The sequence below is a fragment of the Micromonospora sp. NPDC049051 genome (assembly GCF_043197575.1).
Classification (GTDB): domain Bacteria; phylum Actinomycetota; class Actinomycetes; order Mycobacteriales; family Micromonosporaceae; genus Micromonospora.
The window spans coordinates 181,192-197,389 of sequence record NZ_JBICTL010000006.1 but is presented as its reverse complement, the minus strand read 5'-3'; the positions used below and the strand labels follow the sequence as shown (position 1 = coordinate 197,389).

Sequence of the window (16,198 nt, the reverse complement as noted above, 5' to 3'; positions counted from 1 at the left end):
ACTCAGTCCAGCGTGTACAGGTAGGCGGCGATGTCCTGGGCGTCGACCGGGCTCACGCCCAGGTCCGGCATCGCGTTACCGGGTACCACCGCCTGCGGGTCGGTGATCCAGTGCTGCAGGTTGTCGGCGTTGTTCACCAGCTTCCCGGCGATGTACGAGCGTGAGCCGAACCGGGTCAACGGGGGACCGACGAGACCGTTGGCCCGGTTGACGCCGGGAATCGTGTGGCAGGAGCCGCAGCCGTACTGGGCGATGAGCGTGGCGCCCCGGTCAGGCCGGCCGTCGCGGACCTCCGGCGGTGGCGGCGCGGAGGTGCGCGCGCAGCCGGGCAGGGTGAGCGGCAACGGCAGCGCCACCAACAGCAGCCAGCGGTGGAGATTGCGGCTCATGGCACGACTCTGCCGCTGTGGGCCACCGCCGGGCGGGCGGACTCGGGTGAGGTCACCCGCTCGGGGCGCTGCCGCTGCATACCGAGGAGCCAGCGCAGGAACCCGGTCAGGGTGACGGCGAGCACCGCCGCGTCCATCGGTCCCCACATCAGCAGCCCGGCCAGCTGCTGGTCGGCCAGCGGGTCGGGCCCGAGGACGCTCGCCGGATAGATGGGCTGCGGTGCGAAGGTCAGCACCGCCCCGAGCGCGGACGCCGGCAGCGTTGCGCCCACCAGCAGCAGCATTCCGGCGGGGACTGGCAACCGGTGCCGCGGTGCTCCGACCAGTGGCGCCCACAGCAACCAGGCCGAGCCGATGAAACAGAGGTGCTCGACGGCGTGCGCGACCGGCTGCCGTTCGGCGCTGGCATACGGCGTGGGCAGATGCCAGAACCAGAGCGCCACGGCGTGGATTCCGCCGGCGGTGAGCGCCAGCACGGCCGGTCGCCGAAGCCAGCGGAATGGCCCGGACACCCGCAGCCGGGCCAGCCGGCGGCGTGGCGCCGACGGGCAGGCCAGGGTCAGCGGCAGGCCTGCGGCCCCGGCGGCAAGCAGCGGGCCGGCGCCGAGCAGCAGCAGCATGTGCTGGGTCATGTGTCCGGCGAAGGACCGTTCGGCGAGGTCGGTGAGGGGCCCGTCCTGCGTGGCGAGTACGCAGAGCAGGCCGGCGCCGAAGGCAGCCACCCGCCAGCCGGACAGCACGCGGCCGGGTCCCCGGCGCGCCCACAGCTCGTGCACTCCCCTGCCGTAGCCGGCGGCGAGCAGGGCCAGGGTGGCGGCGAGCAGCATGGCGAGCAGCCCGGCCACCATGTCGTCGCCGCCGGTGGTGGTGCCGGTCGCGTTCAGCGCAGGCACGGCGGCAGCACCAGCAGGGCGATGCCGCCCAGCACGATGATGGTCAGGAACAGCAGGTTGGACCAGATGGCGACAACCGCGGCCATCCGGCCGCGGCCCACCGGCCGCTCGTCGAGCCCGTTCGGCGGGTGCGTGGTGCGCCGCCAGACGAGCGCGGCGGCCAGCAGGGCACCGACGGTCGCCAGGGCGGGCAGCACTATGGCGACCGCGATGACGGCCCGCAGCGGCAGCGCCCCGATCTGCTCCCGGCCGCCGGCGCAAGCCAGCTCGTCCACGCTCCACGCGGCGAGCAGGTGCACCGCCCAGGCGATCGCGCCGCCGAGCACCGCATACCAGAAGAGCAAGCCACCGGCGAGGCGGGCGCGGGGGCCGGGGTGGGTGCTCATCACAGGCTCGGCGACAGGTAGACGGTGAACAGGATCGCTGCCCAGACGAGGTCGACGAAGTGCCAGTAGATGGCCGCGTTGCGTACCCGCTCGTGGCGGTGGGCGCCGAAGCTGCCACCGCGCAGGGAGGCGGCGAGCAGCCAACTGATCATGGTCAGGCCGACCAGCACGTGCAGGCCGTGGAACCCGGTGATCAGGTAGAACAGTGAGCCGTACGCGTTGGTGGTCATGGTGAACTCGCGCAGTTTCTCGGCGTACTCGCCGGCCTGCAGGGTCAGGAAGGTGACGCCGAGGACGATGGTGGCAGCCAGCCCGGAGCGCATCCGCCAGCGTTGCCCCTTGCGGATGCCGCGCTCAGCCCAGATGACGGGCAGGCTGCTGGGGAGCAGTACCGCGGTCATGACCAGCGGGACGAGCAGCTTAGGTTTGCCGATGCCGTCGGGGGGCCACGGTCCGCCGTACTGGAACCGCAGGTAGAAATAGCTGCCGAGCAGGCAGGCGAACAGGGTCGCCTCGGTGGCCACGAACATCACCATTCCCCACCAGCCGGTCGACCGGCCCACCGGCAGTTCGGTGGTCAGCGCCTCCGTGCCGGTGGTGGCGGCAACGCCTCCCCGCACGCTCATGGCTGCACTCCGAGTTCCCGTTCGGGCTGTCGGGGTGGCCAGAGCCAGACGGCGATGGTGGCCGCCACGGCGGTCGCCGCGACGGCGGCGACCGGATACCAGGCGACGAGCATCGCGATGAAGAAGACCAGCATCGCCGAGGCGAGCAGCAGCGGTTGCAGAGAGGACTCGGGCATCTCCACCGCCCGCTCGCGGCGACCGTCGAGTTCGCTGGTGACCAGTGTCCTGCGTCCGTCGGCGAGGATCCGGTCCCCGGTGACGCCGCCGTCGATGGATTCCCGGCTGGCCGCGTCCCACGTCGGATGCACGCTGCGCACCTCGGGCAGGACGGGAAAGTTGTACGGCTTGGGCGGTGAGTCGGTGGACCATTCCAGGCTGTCGCCGCCCCAGGGGTCCGGCGGTGCGGGCCGCCCACGGCGGATCGCGTGCACCACGCCGACCAGCACCAGCAGCAGCCCGAGGGCGAGCAGGTAGGACCCGCCGGTGCTGACGAGGTTCCAGCCGTCCCAGCCGGGCTCGCTGCGGTAGGTGTAGACCCGCCTGGGCATGCCGAACAGCCCGTACAGGTGCATGGGGAAGAAGGTGACGTGCATGCCGGCGAAGACCAGCCAGAACGCCCACCGGCCGAGCTTCTCGTGGTACATCCGGCCGGTGATCTTGGGTAGCCAGTAGTAGATGCCGGCGAGCATGGGGAACACCGCCCCGCCGATGAGGACGTAGTGGAAGTGGGCCACGACGAAGTAGGAATCGGTGACCTGCTGGTCGAAGGCGGTCAGCGCGAACATCGTCCCGGTGAACCCGCCGAGTACGAACGTCACGATGAACCCGATCAGAAACAGCATCGGCACCTTGAGCACGAGCCGGCCAAGCGCCATCGTGGCCAGCCAGGCGAAGATCTGGATCCCCGACGGGATGGTGATGATGGCGCTGGCCGCGCTGAAGAAGCTGTACGACAGTCGTGGCAGGCCGGTGGCGAACATGTGGTGCACCCAGACGCCGAACGAGATGATCGAGATGGCGACGATGGCGAACACGATGAGCGGGTAACCGACCACGCCGCGCCGGGTGAACGCGGGCAGCACCGCCGAGACGATGCCCAGGGCCGGCATGACGATGATGTAGACGTCGGGATGCCCGAAGATCCAGAACAGGTGTTGCCAGAGCAGCACGTTGCCGCCGGCGTCGGGGTCGAAGAAGTGGGTGCCGAAGCGCCGGTCGAGGAAGAGCATGGCGTTGTCGAGGTTCAGCGCCGGCAGCGCGAAGATCACCATGAAGGCGGTGGCGACGATCGCCCAGACGAACAGCGGCACCCGGTTCAGCGACATGCCGGGCGCACGCAGCTTGAGCGCGGTGACGATAAAGTTGATCGATCCGGCGGTGGTGGCGATACCGAGGAACAGCAACCCCAGGCTGTAGACGTCCATGTGCAGGCCGGGGGTGTTCGTGCGCCCGGTCAGCGGCACGTAGGCGAACCAGCCGCCGTTGGGGGCGGCGCCGAAGGGCAGGCTGGCCCACATGAACAGCCCGGAGAACAGGAACACCCAGTAGCCGAGCGCGTTGAGCTTCGGAAACGCCATGTCCCGGGAGCCGATCATCAGCGGAACCAGGAAGTTGCCGAACCCGAACAGCATCGGGGTGGCGAACAGGAAGATCATCGCCGTGCCGTGCATGGTGAACAGCTGGTTGTACTCCTCCGGGGAGAGCAGCCCGGACTCCGGGCGGGCCAGTTGGGTACGCATGGCCAGCGCGCTCAGGCCGGCGAGGGTGAAGAAGAAGCCGGCGGTGACCAGGTAGCGCCGGCCGATCCTCTTGTGGTCGACGGTGCTGAACCAGGAGCGCAGCGAGGGACGTTCCCCCCAGTGCGCCTCCAGTGCCGCCAACTCCTCCCGGCTGACGCCGGACGCCGGTGTCGCGGTCGTGGACATCCTTCCCTCCCTCCGCCTACTTCAGCGACTGCAGGTACGTGATCAGGTCCGGCAGCCGGCCCGGCTCCACCGGCTGCGGCGGCATGCGGTTGCCCGGTTTGACCGTCTGCGAGTTGGCGATCCAGCCGCCGAGGTGGCCGCCGTCGTTGGGCACCGCCCCGGCTCCGATGCTCCAGCGGGAGCCGACGTCGGACAGGTCTGGTCCGACCCGGCCGTTCGCGTCGGTCCCGCGGACGGCATGGCAGCCGGCGCAGGTGCCCCGCACGAACGCCTCCTTGCCGCGGCGCTGGGCGTCGGTCTGCGGGGCGGGAGCCGGCGCGGAGAGCCGGGCCACCCAGGCGTCGAATGCCGGCCGGGGTTCAGCGACGACCATGAAGGCCATGTGGGCGTGCTGGGTGCCGCAGTACTCCGCGCACTGACCCCGGTAGCTGCCGGTCCGTTCGGCGTGCAGCCAGGTTTCCCGTACCTCGCCGGCGATGAGATCGGTCTTGGGCATCAGTTGCGGCACCCAGAAGCTGTGCAGCACGTCCGCGGTACGCAGCCGGACGCGCACCTTCTCCCCCACCGGGATGTGCAGCTCATTGGCGGTGGCACCGTCGACACCCGGGACCCGTACCTCCCACCACCACTTGTGGCCGGTGATCTCGATGGTCGGCGCGTGCGGGCCCGGGTCGTCGCCGAGCGCGGCGAGGTCGCGCAGGCCGATGGCGTAGACGGCCACCAGGATCACCAGCGGTACGCCCGCGCCGGCGACGGTGACGAAACGCAGCGGCTGCCCGTGCCGGATGCGGACGTGGGGGCCGCGGCGAACCAGCAGCGCCCACGCCAACACGACCATGACCTCGGCGAATACGGCGATGGAGATCCAGAACAGCAGCCACCACAGGTTGGCGACCCGCCCTGCCCCGGCGCCTGCGGGGTCCAGTGTCGACGGCGCACCTGCGGAGCAGCCGGCGAGGGCCAACCCGCCACCCAGCACCACGACCGGGAGCAGCCCTCGGCGGCGCTGTGGTCCGGGGTGCGTCGTCGCATCGCCTCTCGTATCCACCGGCACCGACACTAGCGATTACTGAGGTTTATATCCTCTCTTACCCACATGTCGCTGGTATCAGCTTTCGTCCGTTTACAGTTGATGTTCGGCACCAGCTGGGCAAGCGCCGACGGCGCGGACAGGAAGATCATGCCAACCACCGCGGACTTGACCGCCGACAATCCACGGGGCGCCCACGCGCGCCGCACGACGGCCTGGATCGCCGGCGGGCTCGCCGCCGCGGCCGGGCTCACCGGTGGACTCCTGGCACCGGCCGACGCCGTGCAGGGACAGGCGCAACGGCTGATGTACCTGCACGTACCCGCCGCCTGGGTGGCGTATCTGGCGTTCGCCGCCGTTCTGGCCGCCAGCGTCGCCCACCTGATCGGCGGGGACCTGCGCTGGGACCGCATCGCCCGGGCGAGCGCGGAGATCGGGGTAGCGCTCACCACGGCGGCCATCGGCACCGGATCGCTGTGGGGGCATCTGGTCTGGGGCACCTGGTGGGCCTGGGACCCGCGGCTGGTCAGCACCGCGCTGCTGCTGCTGGCGTACATCGGTTATCTGGCCCTCCGCCGGGCACTGGCCGAACGCGTCGGCGGAACCGACGGCGGCGACCGGCGGACCGCGCGCGTGGCGGCCCTCGCCGGCATCGCCGGCTTCCTGCTCGTCCCCGTGGTCCACTTCTCGGTGCTCTGGTGGCGCTCGCTGCACCAACAGGCCACCGTCCTCGCTCCCGGACAACCGCCGATCGACCCGCGGATGGCGCTCGCGCTGCTGCTCGCGGTGGCGGCGGCGAGCACCGGTGCGCTCCTCGTCCTGGCACACCGCACGCTGCGGCTGGAGCGCCGGCTCGCAGTCGCAGCCGAGACATCGACGACCGGGGCCGGCACCACCCGACGCGGCCTGGCGCGGGTGAGATGATCCGCCGACCCGGACGTCTCCTGTTGGTCGCGGTGCTGCTCGCCATCGGCGGTCTGCTGGTCACCAGCGCTCTGCGCGGCACCCTCATCTACTACCGCACCCCGAGTGAGGTGCTCAGCGACCCCGAGGCCGGGCGGCAGCGCATCCGCCTCGGCGGCGAGGTCGTCCCCGGCTCGCTGCGCCACGACGGTGACCTCGTGGTGTTCCAGTTGGCCGACGCCGGTCACCGGGTGCCTGTACGCCAACGCGGCGTGCCCCCGCAGGCTTTTCGGGAGGGCGAGGACGCGGTCGTCGAGGGGCGTCTGGGCACCGACGGGGTCTTCGACGCCGACCAGGTGCTGGTGCGCCACGGCAACGAATACCGTCCCTCCTCCCCCGCCGACCCGCAACCGTCCGATGCTCGGTGACCTCGGCACCGGCGGCCTCGCCGCCGGACTGCTCGCCGCCGCGCTCGCCGCGCTGCTCTGGTTGCGGGTCGCCCTGCTCGGCGTGCCGGCCCGGCCGGCCCGGCTGGCCACGCTGGGGGCGCTGCTCGCCGCCGCCGGAACCTGCCTCCTGCTGGAGGTGGCACTGCTGAGCCACGACTTCAGCGTGCGGTTCGTCGCCGAGAACGGTGGCCGCCACGTGTCCACCTACTACACGATCACCAGCCTGTGGTCGGCGATGGACGGGTCCCTGCTGCTCTGGCTACTGGTCCTCGGCGGGTACGGCGCCCTGTTCGCGCGCGGACGACCGGACCGGCTGCGCGCCTACGCGATGGTCGTGGTCAGTGTGGCGACCACCCTGTTCTTCGCGCTGTCCACCTTCGCGGCCAACCCCTTCCGCGCGGTGAACCCGGTGCCCCTGGACGGGCCGGGACCGAACCCGTTGCTGCAACAGCACCCGGCGATGGGCGTGCACCCACCGCTGCTGTACGCCGGCTACCTCGGCGCGGTGGTGCCGTTCGCCCTGGCGCTGGCCGCTCCGCTCGCCCGAACAGCCGGACGGAACTGGGTCCGGCGGGCCCGCCCCTGGGCGCTGGTGGCCTGGTGCACGCTCACCGCCGGCATCGTCCTCGGCGCCTGGTGGTCGTACGCGGTCCTCGGCTGGGGCGGTTACTGGGCCTGGGATCCTGTGGAGAACGCCTCACTGCTGCCCTGGCTGACCACCACCGCTTTTCTGCACACCAGCCTGGGTGGCGGCCGGGGGCGGGAGCGCTGGAACAGCGTGCTGGCCTGCGCCGGCTTCCTGCTGGTGCTGCTCGGCACCTTCCTGACCCGCTCCGGGGCCGTGGCGAGCGTGCACGCGTTCACCGATTCGCCGCTGGGGCCGCTGCTGCTTGGTTTCGTCCTGCTCGCCGTGCTGGCCGCCACCATCCTCACCGGTCGCCGGCAACCGGCGCCGGCCCACGGCGCCACGCCGCTGTGGTCCCGGCGGACCGCCGCGCTGACCAACGCCGTCCTGCTGGTCACCGTCGCCGCCGTCGTGCTGATTGGCACCGTGCAGCCGTTGCTCAGCGAGCCACTCACCGGCAGCCGGACCAGCGTCGGCGCCGCCTACTACCAACGCACCGCGGTCCCGTTGGCCGTGGTGGTGCTCCTGTTGGCCGGGGTCACCCCCGCGCTGCGCGTACGGGACCGGGCCGGCGCGCTGCGCCGGCTGGCCCTGCCCGGTGCCGCGGCGTTGGCCACCGTGGCCACCGTCGGCCAGCTCAGCCGGCCCGGACCCACGGCGCTCACCGCCTTCGGGGCGGCCGCCTTCGTCCTCACCGGCCTGCTCGCCACGCGCCCCCGCCGCTGGGCCGCGGTGCTGGCGCACGCCGGACTCGCCCTCGTCGCCGTGGGGGTCACGGCCTCCTCCGCGTACGGGCGGGCCGACGAGCGGACCCTGCGGGTCGGCGAGACGCTGCGGGTGGCCGACGTGTCCGCCCGACTGGTGTCGGTGCAGCGTGGCTCCGCCGGCGGCCGGATGGCCGTGCAGGCACGGCTGGCGGTGTCCGCGGGTGGCACCTCCCACACGGCAGTGCCGGAACTGCGCTACGACCCGGCCCGGGATGCCGCCGTCACCGTGCCCGCGATCGACGAAGGCCTCCACCGCGACGTCTATCTCACCCTCGTCGCCGTGTCCGACGACGGCGGCAGCGCGACCGTACGTGTGGCGGTGAACCCGTTCGTCGGACTCATCTGGGCCGGCGGCGCGGTCGCCACCGCAGGCGGCCTGATCGCCCTGAACGGCGCGGCACGGACACGACGTGAGCGGCGCACGGAAGCGGCCGGGCAGCGTGCATCCGTGGCCGCGGCCGGAGTGTCGGCGTGAGCGCGCGAGCCAGGCGGTCCTGGCGGCGGATGAGGCCGGCCCCGGCCACGGTCCTGCTGCTCGCCGTCGGCCTCGGGATCGCCCTCGCCACCGGGCACCACTCCGAGCCCGGCGAGGTCGGACGACAGCCGGTCGCCGCGCCCCCGCTGACCGGCACCACCCTCACCGGCGCCCGGTTCGATCTGGCGGCGGCGCGCGGGCACGTCGTCGTGGTCAACGTCTTCGCCTCGTGGTGCGGGCCGTGCCGGGAGGAACTGCCGCTGCTGGTCGAGACCGCCCGGCGTTGGTCCCCGCAGAGATTGCAGGTGGTCGGACTCAACCTACGCGACGGCCCGGACGCGGTACGCGCGGTGCTGAAGCAGACGCACGCCGAGGATCTCACCGTGCTGCCCGACCCGGACGGCACCCGTGCCGTCGCGTGGGGCGTCCGGGGCGTACCGGAGACCTTCGTCGTGGACCGCGACGGGCGCATCGTGGCCCACCAGGCGGGCGTGGTCAGCCGGCAGTGGCTCCAGGACCATCTGTCCCCGAGGCTGGAGTCAGGGTGATCCGCCGCCTACTCGTCGCGCTGGGCCTGGCGACGCTGGTCGCGCTGGCGGTCGCCGGGCTGGTCCGGTCGGCGGGGCCGGCCGACCGGGCCGACCCCGCCGCAGCGATCGCCGCCGGGCTGCGCTGCCCCGCCTGCCAGGGCGAGTCGGTGGCCGACTCGCGGTCTCCGATCGCCGCGTCCATGCGGCAGGTGATCGCCGACCAGGTGGCCCAGGGCCGTAGCCCGCAGGAGGTCCGCCGGTGGTTCGTCGACCGGTACGGCGAGGAGGTGCTGGCGCAGCCGCCCCTGCGCGCCGCGCCGCTGCTGTGGGTGGTCCCGGCGGTGGCGCTGCTCGGCGCCGGCACCGCCGCGCTGCGTACCCTGCGTCCCCGCCAGCGGAACGGCGGATGCCGCAGCCCGGACGACGTTTCGGCGCGGGCCGGGGGACGGCCGCGGGCGGCTTGGTGGCTCTCCGCCGCCGGGCTGGCGGTCCTGGTGGTGGCCGTGGCCGTGGCCGCCGACCGGCTGGCGCCGCAACCCACCACCACCGACCCGGCGGTGGTCGTGCTTCGGCTGGCGCAGGACCTGGAGGCCCAGCAACGGTACGACGCCGCCGCTCAGATGTACCGCGAAGTGCTGCGGGAACTCCCCGACGACGCCGTCCGGCTACGCCTCGCCTTCGCCCTGCTGCGGTCCGGCGACGCCGCGGGCGCGGAGCAGACCGCGCTGGAGGTGCTCACCAACTCGCCCGACTCACCCGAGGGGCTGCTGGTGCTGGGCCTGGCCCAGCGCGCCACCCGTCCCGAGGAGGCGTCGGCCACGCTGCGGCGGTTCCTCGCCACTGCGCCCGGGCACCCCGCCGCCGCGGAGATCCGCCGGCTGCTGGTCTCCTGATCGACCCTGGCAGCGGTGTCTGCAGCACGACAACGCGAGCTCAGGCGCTCCCGGGTCGCCTCTCCCGTCCCTGGGCTACCGCTGCGGCCGGGGGTGGTGGATCGGGCTGCGGGCCCGTGTGTCGCGGGCAGGTGTGGGAAGACCAGGGGCAGCGGTGCGCGCGATGCTCGGGGAGGTGCGGACGGTGAGGCGAGGCGGGCGGCCCGATGGAGACGACCGTGCACCGAACGTGCTACGCGAATACGCGCTGCTCGCCGACGGGTACCGTGGCGCGCTCGTCGGTCCGGACGGAAACGTGAGCTGGCTCTGTGCCCCCGGATGGGCGGACTCACCCGTGTTCAGCAGCCTGCTCGGCGGCCCGGGTGACTACCTGGTGACGCCGGCGAACCAGCGGTTCGTGTGGGGTGGGCACTACGAGCCCGGGTCTCTCGTCTGGGTGAGCCGGTGGGTGACCACGAGCGGGATCATCGAATGCCGGGAGGCGTTGCTGTTCCCCGCAGAGCGGCAGCGGGTGATGCTGCTGCGGCAGATTCGCGCGCTGGATCAGGACGCGCTGGTCCGCGTCCGTCTCGACCCGCAAGCTGACTTCGGTCGCGCTCCGGTACGTGAGGTGCGTCGTGACGGACCGCTGTGGTGGGCCCGCTCGGGCGGCCTGCACCTACGCCACAGCGGGGGCGAGCCGCTCGGGCCGACCAGCGACGGCCCGCTCTGCGGCGAGCTCAGGGTGCCAGCCGGCGGCCGGCACGATCTGGTGCTGGAGATCTCGGCACAGCCGTTCACGGACGAGCCGCCAGACCCGGCCGAATCGTGGCGCACCACCGAATTCTCGTGGCGGAGGTCGGTGCCGCCACTGGCCGGCGGGCCGGCCCAACGGGATGCTGTCTTCGCGTACGCGGTGCTGCGCGGCCTGACCCGGCCGGGCGGGGGCATGGTGGCGGCGGCCACCACCTCGCTGCCCGAGCGGGCACTCGCCGGACGCAACTACGACTACCGCTACGCCTGGCTGCGAGACCAGTCCTTGGCCGGCCGTGCGGCTGGCCTGATCGGCCGGTACGACCTGCTGGACGACGCAGTCGCCTTCCTCACCGAACGGGTGCTCGACGACGGGGACCGCCTCTCCCCCGCCTATACCGTCGACGGCGGCCCCGTACCGCAGGAACGCAGGCTGGAATCGTTGCCGGGATACCCGGGCGCGGCGCCACGAGTCGGCAACTGGATCGGCACACAGCTGCAGCTCGACGTCTTCGGCGAGATCCTGCTGCTGCTGGCCGCCGCCGGTCAGCACGACCGTCTGGACGACACATCGTGGCGGGCTCTGAAGCTGACGGCTGACATCATCCGGGACCGCTGGTGTCAACCCGACTCAGGGATCTGGGAGCTGCCCGCCCGGCAGTGGACGCATTCGAAGCTGATGTGTGTGGCCGGGCTGCGGGCAGCCGCCCAGGTCGCGCCGGACGGGCTCGCCGGGCGGTGGGTTTCGCTCGCCGACGCCATCCTCGCCGACGCCGCCGGGCACGGTCTGCACCCCTCCGGACGCTGGCAGCGGGCCTACGACGACGGGCGGGTCGACGCTGCGCTGCTGTTCCCCGGCATCCGGGGAGCCCTACCGCAGGGTGACCCACGCACCGAGGCCACCCGACAGGCCGTACTGGCAGATCTGGAGTGCGACGGCTACCTGTACCGGTTCCGTCCCGACAGCCGTCCATTGGGCGACGCCGAAGGCGCTTTCCTGCTCTGTGGTTTCGCTGCGGCGCTCGCCGCATGGCAGGCCGGCGATGTCGTCGAGGCAAATCGGTGGTTCGAGCGCAACCGGGCCGCCTGCGGTCCGCCGGGGCTCTTCACCGAGGAATACGACGTGCAGCAGCGGCAGTTGCGCGCGAACCTGCCGCAGGCGTTCGTGCATGCGCTCATGCTGGAGACCGCAGTGAGCCTGGGCCAGGCCGCTCCCTGCCGGCCGCCGCGCTGACCGGTCGCCTGCGGGACGGGTCGCCGGCCTCGCTGGCCGACCACGTTCCAGGCCCGGCCGGGCCGAGAGCACGAGGGCTCCAGGTGACTGGCAGTCCCGGCTATGAGACGCAGCGCCGCCACGACGCGGCTACTCGACCACTCACCCTGGCGCTACCGATCACCGGCACCGGGCGGGGCGGCGCGGCGCGTCAGCACCAGCCGTTGACCGGGTTGGCCGCTCCGGTGTAGTGGTACGCGTCGGGGATCCAGGTGCCGTCGGTGAGCTGGTTCCACAGGGCGGTGGTGCCCCAGCGGCCGCTGTGGGTGGTGCCGTTCGCCGAGCAGGCCACGGCCGCCGTGGCGCCGTCCGCGATCGAGCCGACGACGCCGTACCCGGTGCCCGGCCCGGACCGCCGGCTGACCGACGTGCCGCCGTTGCTGTCGACGATGCCCTCGGTGAAGCCGAGCGCGCCGTAGTTGTAGAGCGTGCCCTTGACGTTCACGCGCTTCGAGCCGTGCAGCGCGTAGCCCTCGTAGGCCGTGCTGCCCTCCCGCGGCACCCACTTGCCGAGGTTGTGGGTGGCGACCGCGACGTACGCGCTGTTCTGCCGCAGCCCCAGGTGCACGTGCCGGCTGCTGGCGGAGCCGCCGCAGGTGATGTCGGTGCCGGTGTTGCCGAGGAAGGTGCCCGCCGAGACGGAGGCACCGTCGACGTTGATGTTGTTCCAGAGGTGGTAGTAGTCCGTGGCGTACCCCCGGTCGTGGACCACCCGGATCCAACCCTTGCACATCGTGTACGCGGTGCCGGCGCGCACGGCCAGCACCCGCTCGTCACCGCCGTAGAGGTCGATGGAACTGAACGGTCGCGGGGAGCCGGACCAGCCGTGTGGGCCGCCCCGGAGGATCCAGGACTGGCCGACGGTGAACGGCAGGCGCATGCCGGTGCGGAAGTCCCCGTTGGCGGCCATCGTCTTGGGGGCGGTGAAGGTGTCCCTCTCCTGCTCAGCGACGACGGAGGCGGGCGCGGCCGCAGTCAGTTCGGCGAAGGTGGCTTCGCCCTCGAAGGCGACCTGCCAGCCGCCGCGCTGCTGACGGGCGACGAAGAGCCAACCGGACGGGTGGAGGTCCTCTCCCTGCGGGGCGACGAGCACGGCGGTGCCGAAGGCCCAGGCCCGGCCGTCCCTGCGGGTGACGTTCACCCGGGTGTCCGCCACATCGGCGGTCCGAAACGCCTGGTCCGCCGTGACTGCCTCCGCGAGCAGCTTCTGCTGTACGGCGGCGGTGACGTCGTTGGCCGACGCGGCGTGGGCGCCGCTCGGCACGGTGCTGGCCATGGTGGCAACGAGCAGGACCGCCGTGGCGGTACCGAGCCAGCGTCGAGTACTCATCATGTCCGCTCCAGAGGGGGGCTGAGAGGCTGACATATACCCGAAGGACGATATACCAGAGATTGATGCACGTATATGAACGGTCGATCGTCGTGCCGTCGGAACGGCCACGCTCGGGCTTCACCAGGACGCTCGCCACGGGCGGGATGCCCGAGCGAGAACTGGATCGCGGCGGCGAGGGCGGGACGCGCCCGCAGCGGCCCACGAACCGGAATGATCCGCGCGCCGGGACTGGCAGAATCGCGTATTCGTTTAGTGCGAGTGCCCGGTCGCGAGGAAGGATCCGTCACAGCGTGTGATTGGATGGCTGGTCTGGTGCCCGCTCAGGTGTGTTTGTGGGTAGCGGTACTCCGGCTCGTCTAGATCGATGATCGAGCGGGGGCGGAATCGAGCGGGGAGCGGCGGTGGGGATGACGGTGGGCTCCGCCGCGGCTCTGGAGTGGCGGTGACTCGACTGGGTCGGCAGTACCGCCAGCGCGATCAGCGCGCCGAGCAGGCCCGTCGCGGCGAAGCCCCAGGCCGGCCCGGTGGCATCGATCACCGCCCCGGCCAGGGGGGCACCGGCGGCCACCCCCATCACCATGGCCGATCCGTGCAGGCCCATCGCCTCACCCCGTACGCTCGCCGGCACCAGCCGGCTCACCGCGTCGGCGGTGGCTGCCACGGTCGGCGCGGTGAGCGCTCCGGACGGCAGCAGCATCAGGGCGAGCAGCCACCACTGTCCGCTGCCCAGGCCGACCGGAATGGTGATCAGACCGAGGACCAGGGTGAGGATCAGCGACGGCACCGGACGGGACAGCACCCCGTAGATGAAGCCACCGATCAACGAGCACGCCGCCCAGAGCGCCAGCACCACACCGGTCCAGTCGACCTGACCAGCGTCGCGCAGCACCGCCACCACCGACACGTCGATGCCGGCGATCACCAGCGTGCCCGCCGCGCCACCGGTGAGCAGCCCGATCAGCCGGGGGGTCAGCCACTGCCGCCTGGGCAGCTTCTCTGCTTGCGTCGGCTCCTCGTCACTCGCCCGGGTCGGCGGGTTCAGCACCAGCAGGGTGAGTCCGGCGAGCACAATCCCTCCGCCGACGGCGTACAGGGTCAGGGTGGGCGAGAGACTGGTGGCCAGAGCCACCGCCCCCGCCGGCCCGACCATGAAGCTCAACTCGACCGACATCGAGTCCAGCGCGTACGCCTGACGGCGCTGGGCCAGCGGGACCAGGGCGGCGATCGACTGCCGGACCACCGAGAAGACCGGCAGAGTGAGCAGTCCGCCGACGAACGCGGCACCGAGCAGCACCGGGTACGGCAAGACCGGTGCCGTTCCCCAGAACAGCGCCGAGACCGCCGTGGTCAGCAGCAGCATCGGTCGCAGGCCACGCCGGTCGACCAGCCTGCCGAGCAGTGGGGCGCCGAGCGCCGAACCGACCGTCATCGCGGACCCGACGAGTCCGGCGGCGAAGTACCGGTGACCTAGATCGAGGACGTGCAGCGTCATGACCACCGCGGTGGCCGCCACCGGTACCCGGGCCAGGATCGCGACCAGCAGCAGGGGCCGCAACCCTGGCAGCGCGAGCGCGTCCCGGTACGGCTTCACATCCAACACGGTCCGCACCTTCGGGGCCGTCCTGGCTCAAGACGAGTGGTTCCTGGATTCGGTCCCAGCGGGGTTGCCGTGCGCAATGCGTGACCCATCACCGATCCAAGACGATCCAGTAGCGCCGCACTGGACCGTGCTCGGTGTCGCGGATGTCCTCGAGGACGCCGCCGTTGCGTTCGATCGTCCGGGCTGATGCGATGTTGTCGGCCAGGCAGGGGATGAGGAGGCGTTCTAGGCCCAGGACGATGCGAGCTTCCTTGAGCATCTCGCCGAGTGCCCAACTCGCCAGTCCTCGGCGGCGCGCGGACGGCCGGATGCCGTAGCCGATCTGGCCGATCTCGTCGTCGAACTTGTGCCGCAGGGCGATTGCCCCGAGTACGTGGCCGTTCTCGACGATCCACCGGGGTGAGCCGTGCTGTTCGTCAGGGCAGGGGTCGCCAGCCGGATGGGTCAGTCGGACCCGCTCGTGCACCCAAGCGGCGAAGCCTTCGGGCGAGTCCACGTCGTCGTCGGCCCCCAGGCCGAAGCCGTCCTCGTGGAGGCCAGGGCCCCAGTCGTCGCGGCATTCCACGAACGCGGCGTGCAGGCGGATAGTCGGCAGAATCAAGTCGGGCATCTGGTCACGGTATTGAAAGCCGGACCGCTGAACGAGCCACCTCTTGCGAGTATTGATCATCCCCCAGAAGCCCATTCAGCTCCATGAAGTCCACGCGCTTCGACGGCTACCGGGAGGCGCTGTGCGGGGCTGCTTGGCAATGTCAGCCCGGTCAAAGACGCAACCCAGACCAGGGACGCCAGGAAGTCAGCAGCCCCACACGCGGCGATTGTGTGACTTGCGCCACATTTGAGCCGGCCACCAGAAATCAACGAATCGGCTGGCGACCGCCGCGCGCAGTGACGCGCAACTTGCAAGGGGCCAGAACGTTAATTCACCTATTGACCTTAATCAACACTTTGCTGCGCTTTGCCGCCCTGGACCCCGGCGCGCTCGGGAAGGGCTGCAACCGGTGCTGCCGCAGTTCGTCGCCCGGAACACCATGCTGGTCGCCGCCGTGCAGGACCCGTCGCTGCGGGTACTCGCCGCCGGTCGCGCCGGGGCCGGCGGTCTGCACGTGGCGGCGGCCGAGCGGAGTCTCGTCGAGTTGGACCGGGTGCCCGGGCCCTGACCCGGTACGGAATGCACGTGGTGCAGGGTCCGGTGGCGGGCCTGGCGTCCGAGGTCGCCGACCGGTACTGGGCCTGAAGGCCGCCGGCCGGCTGTGACCCGGCGGAGCCTTGCCCGCCGGCACTGTGAACGATCTGCCGGTGGACCCGGGCAGGTGGATCGTCGGGTACCGGCAGACCAGCCGGTACCCGACGATCCGTCGGGCGCTAC

At 71.8% G+C, this 16,198-nt stretch carries 16 protein-coding genes; 7 read left to right on the top strand and 9 right to left on the bottom strand.

Annotation, left to right across the window (positions count from 1 at the left end; translation table 11 throughout):
- Positions 1 to 2: 2 nt before the first annotated feature.
- The 6 genes from ACGFIR_RS24945 to ACGFIR_RS24920 are packed head-to-tail and all read right to left on the bottom strand — an operon-like array spanning position 3 to position 5,267.
- Complete coding sequence (locus ACGFIR_RS24945; protein WP_393147460.1) at positions 3 to 389, bottom strand: c-type cytochrome; 387 nt, start codon at positions 387 to 389, stop codon at positions 3 to 5.
- Positions 386 to 1,282 (bottom strand): cytochrome c oxidase assembly protein, encoded by an 897-nt coding sequence (locus tag ACGFIR_RS24940; RefSeq protein ID WP_393147458.1) that lies wholly within the window; start codon positions 1,280 to 1,282, stop codon positions 386 to 388. The genes ACGFIR_RS24945 and ACGFIR_RS24940 overlap by 4 nt, the downstream gene beginning before the upstream one ends.
- Positions 1,270 to 1,668 carry a hypothetical protein gene (locus tag ACGFIR_RS24935; protein ID WP_393006412.1) on the bottom strand — a complete coding sequence of 133 codons (399 nt, stop codon included), beginning with the start codon at positions 1,666 to 1,668 and terminating at the stop codon, positions 1,270 to 1,272. Before ACGFIR_RS24935 ends, ACGFIR_RS24940 begins: the two co-directional genes overlap by 13 nt.
- Entirely contained in the window at positions 1,668 to 2,294 is a 627-nt protein-coding gene (locus tag ACGFIR_RS24930; RefSeq protein WP_393006410.1) for a heme-copper oxidase subunit III, read from the bottom strand. Before ACGFIR_RS24930 ends, ACGFIR_RS24935 begins: the two co-directional genes overlap by 1 nt.
- Complete coding sequence (gene ctaD, locus ACGFIR_RS24925) at positions 2,291 to 4,219, bottom strand: cytochrome c oxidase subunit I (RefSeq protein WP_393147456.1); 1,929 nt, start codon at positions 4,217 to 4,219, stop codon at positions 2,291 to 2,293. The genes ACGFIR_RS24930 and ctaD overlap by 4 nt, the downstream gene beginning before the upstream one ends.
- A gap of 16 nt (positions 4,220 to 4,235) precedes the next feature.
- Positions 4,236 to 5,267 carry a c-type cytochrome gene (locus tag ACGFIR_RS24920; protein WP_393147454.1) on the bottom strand — a complete coding sequence of 344 codons (1,032 nt, stop codon included), beginning with the start codon at positions 5,265 to 5,267 and terminating at the stop codon, positions 4,236 to 4,238.
- A 132-nt stretch (positions 5,268 to 5,399) separates the two neighbouring features.
- On the opposite strand from ACGFIR_RS24920, the gene ccsA reads away from it, so the two are divergent.
- The 6 genes from ccsA to ACGFIR_RS24890 all read left to right on the top strand — a co-directional run bounded on the left by ccsA (position 5,400) and on the right by ACGFIR_RS24890 (position 11,857).
- Positions 5,400 to 6,173 carry a cytochrome c biogenesis protein CcsA gene (ccsA, locus tag ACGFIR_RS24915; RefSeq protein ID WP_393147452.1) on the top strand — a complete coding sequence of 258 codons (774 nt, stop codon included), beginning with the start codon at positions 5,400 to 5,402 and terminating at the stop codon, positions 6,171 to 6,173.
- Complete coding sequence (locus tag ACGFIR_RS24910) at positions 6,170 to 6,580, top strand: cytochrome c maturation protein CcmE (protein WP_393147449.1); 411 nt, start codon at positions 6,170 to 6,172, stop codon at positions 6,578 to 6,580. The genes ccsA and ACGFIR_RS24910 overlap by 4 nt, the downstream gene beginning before the upstream one ends.
- Entirely contained in the window at positions 6,570 to 8,468 is a 1,899-nt protein-coding gene (locus ACGFIR_RS24905; RefSeq protein WP_393006400.1) for a heme lyase CcmF/NrfE family subunit, read from the top strand. Before ACGFIR_RS24910 ends, ACGFIR_RS24905 begins: the two co-directional genes overlap by 11 nt.
- On the top strand, positions 8,465 to 9,016 hold the full coding sequence (locus ACGFIR_RS24900; RefSeq protein WP_393147447.1) for a TlpA family protein disulfide reductase: 552 nt from the start codon (positions 8,465 to 8,467) through the stop codon (positions 9,014 to 9,016). The genes ACGFIR_RS24905 and ACGFIR_RS24900 overlap by 4 nt, the downstream gene beginning before the upstream one ends.
- Positions 9,013 to 9,891, top strand: coding sequence for a cytochrome c-type biogenesis protein CcmH (locus tag ACGFIR_RS24895; RefSeq protein WP_393147445.1), 879 nt, complete (start codon positions 9,013 to 9,015; stop codon positions 9,889 to 9,891). Before ACGFIR_RS24900 ends, ACGFIR_RS24895 begins: the two co-directional genes overlap by 4 nt.
- Before the next feature lie 163 nt (positions 9,892 to 10,054).
- The gene (locus ACGFIR_RS24890; RefSeq protein WP_393147443.1) at positions 10,055 to 11,857 is read left to right on the top strand and encodes a glycoside hydrolase family 15 protein; all 1,803 of its coding nucleotides are present in this window, start codon (positions 10,055 to 10,057) and stop codon (positions 11,855 to 11,857) included.
- Between the two features lie 190 nt (positions 11,858 to 12,047).
- Here the strand turns inward: ACGFIR_RS24890 and ACGFIR_RS24885 are convergent, their stop codons facing one another.
- The 3 genes from ACGFIR_RS24885 to ACGFIR_RS24875 all read right to left on the bottom strand — a co-directional run bounded on the left by ACGFIR_RS24885 (position 12,048) and on the right by ACGFIR_RS24875 (position 15,439).
- Entirely contained in the window at positions 12,048 to 13,229 is a 1,182-nt protein-coding gene (locus ACGFIR_RS24885) for a peptidase M23 (RefSeq protein ID WP_393147441.1), read from the bottom strand.
- A 283-nt stretch (positions 13,230 to 13,512) separates the two neighbouring features.
- Entirely contained in the window at positions 13,513 to 14,820 is a 1,308-nt protein-coding gene (locus ACGFIR_RS24880; RefSeq protein ID WP_393147735.1) for an MFS transporter, read from the bottom strand.
- Positions 14,821 to 14,917: 97 nt separating this feature from the next.
- Positions 14,918 to 15,439, bottom strand: a complete 522-nt coding sequence (locus ACGFIR_RS24875) for a GNAT family N-acetyltransferase (RefSeq protein WP_393006392.1) — start codon at positions 15,437 to 15,439, stop codon at positions 14,918 to 14,920.
- Between the two features lie 391 nt (positions 15,440 to 15,830).
- On the opposite strand from ACGFIR_RS24875, the gene ACGFIR_RS24870 reads away from it, so the two are divergent.
- Complete coding sequence (locus ACGFIR_RS24870; RefSeq protein WP_393147439.1) at positions 15,831 to 15,989, top strand: hypothetical protein; 159 nt, start codon at positions 15,831 to 15,833, stop codon at positions 15,987 to 15,989.
- Positions 15,990 to 16,198 lie beyond the last annotated feature (209 nt).

Bases quoted from the DNA above. Each gene is read 5' to 3' on its own strand.
- ACGFIR_RS24945 (WP_393147460.1), bottom strand. From the start codon at position 389: ATGAGCCGCAATCTCCACCGCTGGCTGCTGTTGGTGGCGCTGCCGTTG.
- ACGFIR_RS24935 (WP_393006412.1), bottom strand. From the start codon at position 1,668: ATGAGCACCCACCCCGGCCCCCGCGCCCGCCTCGCCGGTGGCTTGCTC.
- ACGFIR_RS24930 (WP_393006410.1), bottom strand. From the start codon at position 2,294: ATGAGCGTGCGGGGAGGCGTTGCCGCCACCACCGGCACGGAGGCGCTG.
- ctaD (WP_393147456.1), bottom strand. From the start codon at position 4,219: ATGTCCACGACCGCGACACCGGCGTCCGGCGTCAGCCGGGAGGAGTTG.
- ccsA (WP_393147452.1), top strand. From the start codon at position 5,400: ATGCCAACCACCGCGGACTTGACCGCCGACAATCCACGGGGCGCCCAC.
- ACGFIR_RS24910 (WP_393147449.1), top strand. From the start codon at position 6,170: ATGATCCGCCGACCCGGACGTCTCCTGTTGGTCGCGGTGCTGCTCGCC.
- ACGFIR_RS24905 (WP_393006400.1), top strand. From the start codon at position 6,570: ATGCTCGGTGACCTCGGCACCGGCGGCCTCGCCGCCGGACTGCTCGCC.
- ACGFIR_RS24890 (WP_393147443.1), top strand. From the start codon at position 10,055: ATGCTCGGGGAGGTGCGGACGGTGAGGCGAGGCGGGCGGCCCGATGGA.
- ACGFIR_RS24885 (WP_393147441.1), bottom strand. From the start codon at position 13,229: ATGATGAGTACTCGACGCTGGCTCGGTACCGCCACGGCGGTCCTGCTC.
- ACGFIR_RS24875 (WP_393006392.1), bottom strand. From the start codon at position 15,439: ATGCCCGACTTGATTCTGCCGACTATCCGCCTGCACGCCGCGTTCGTG.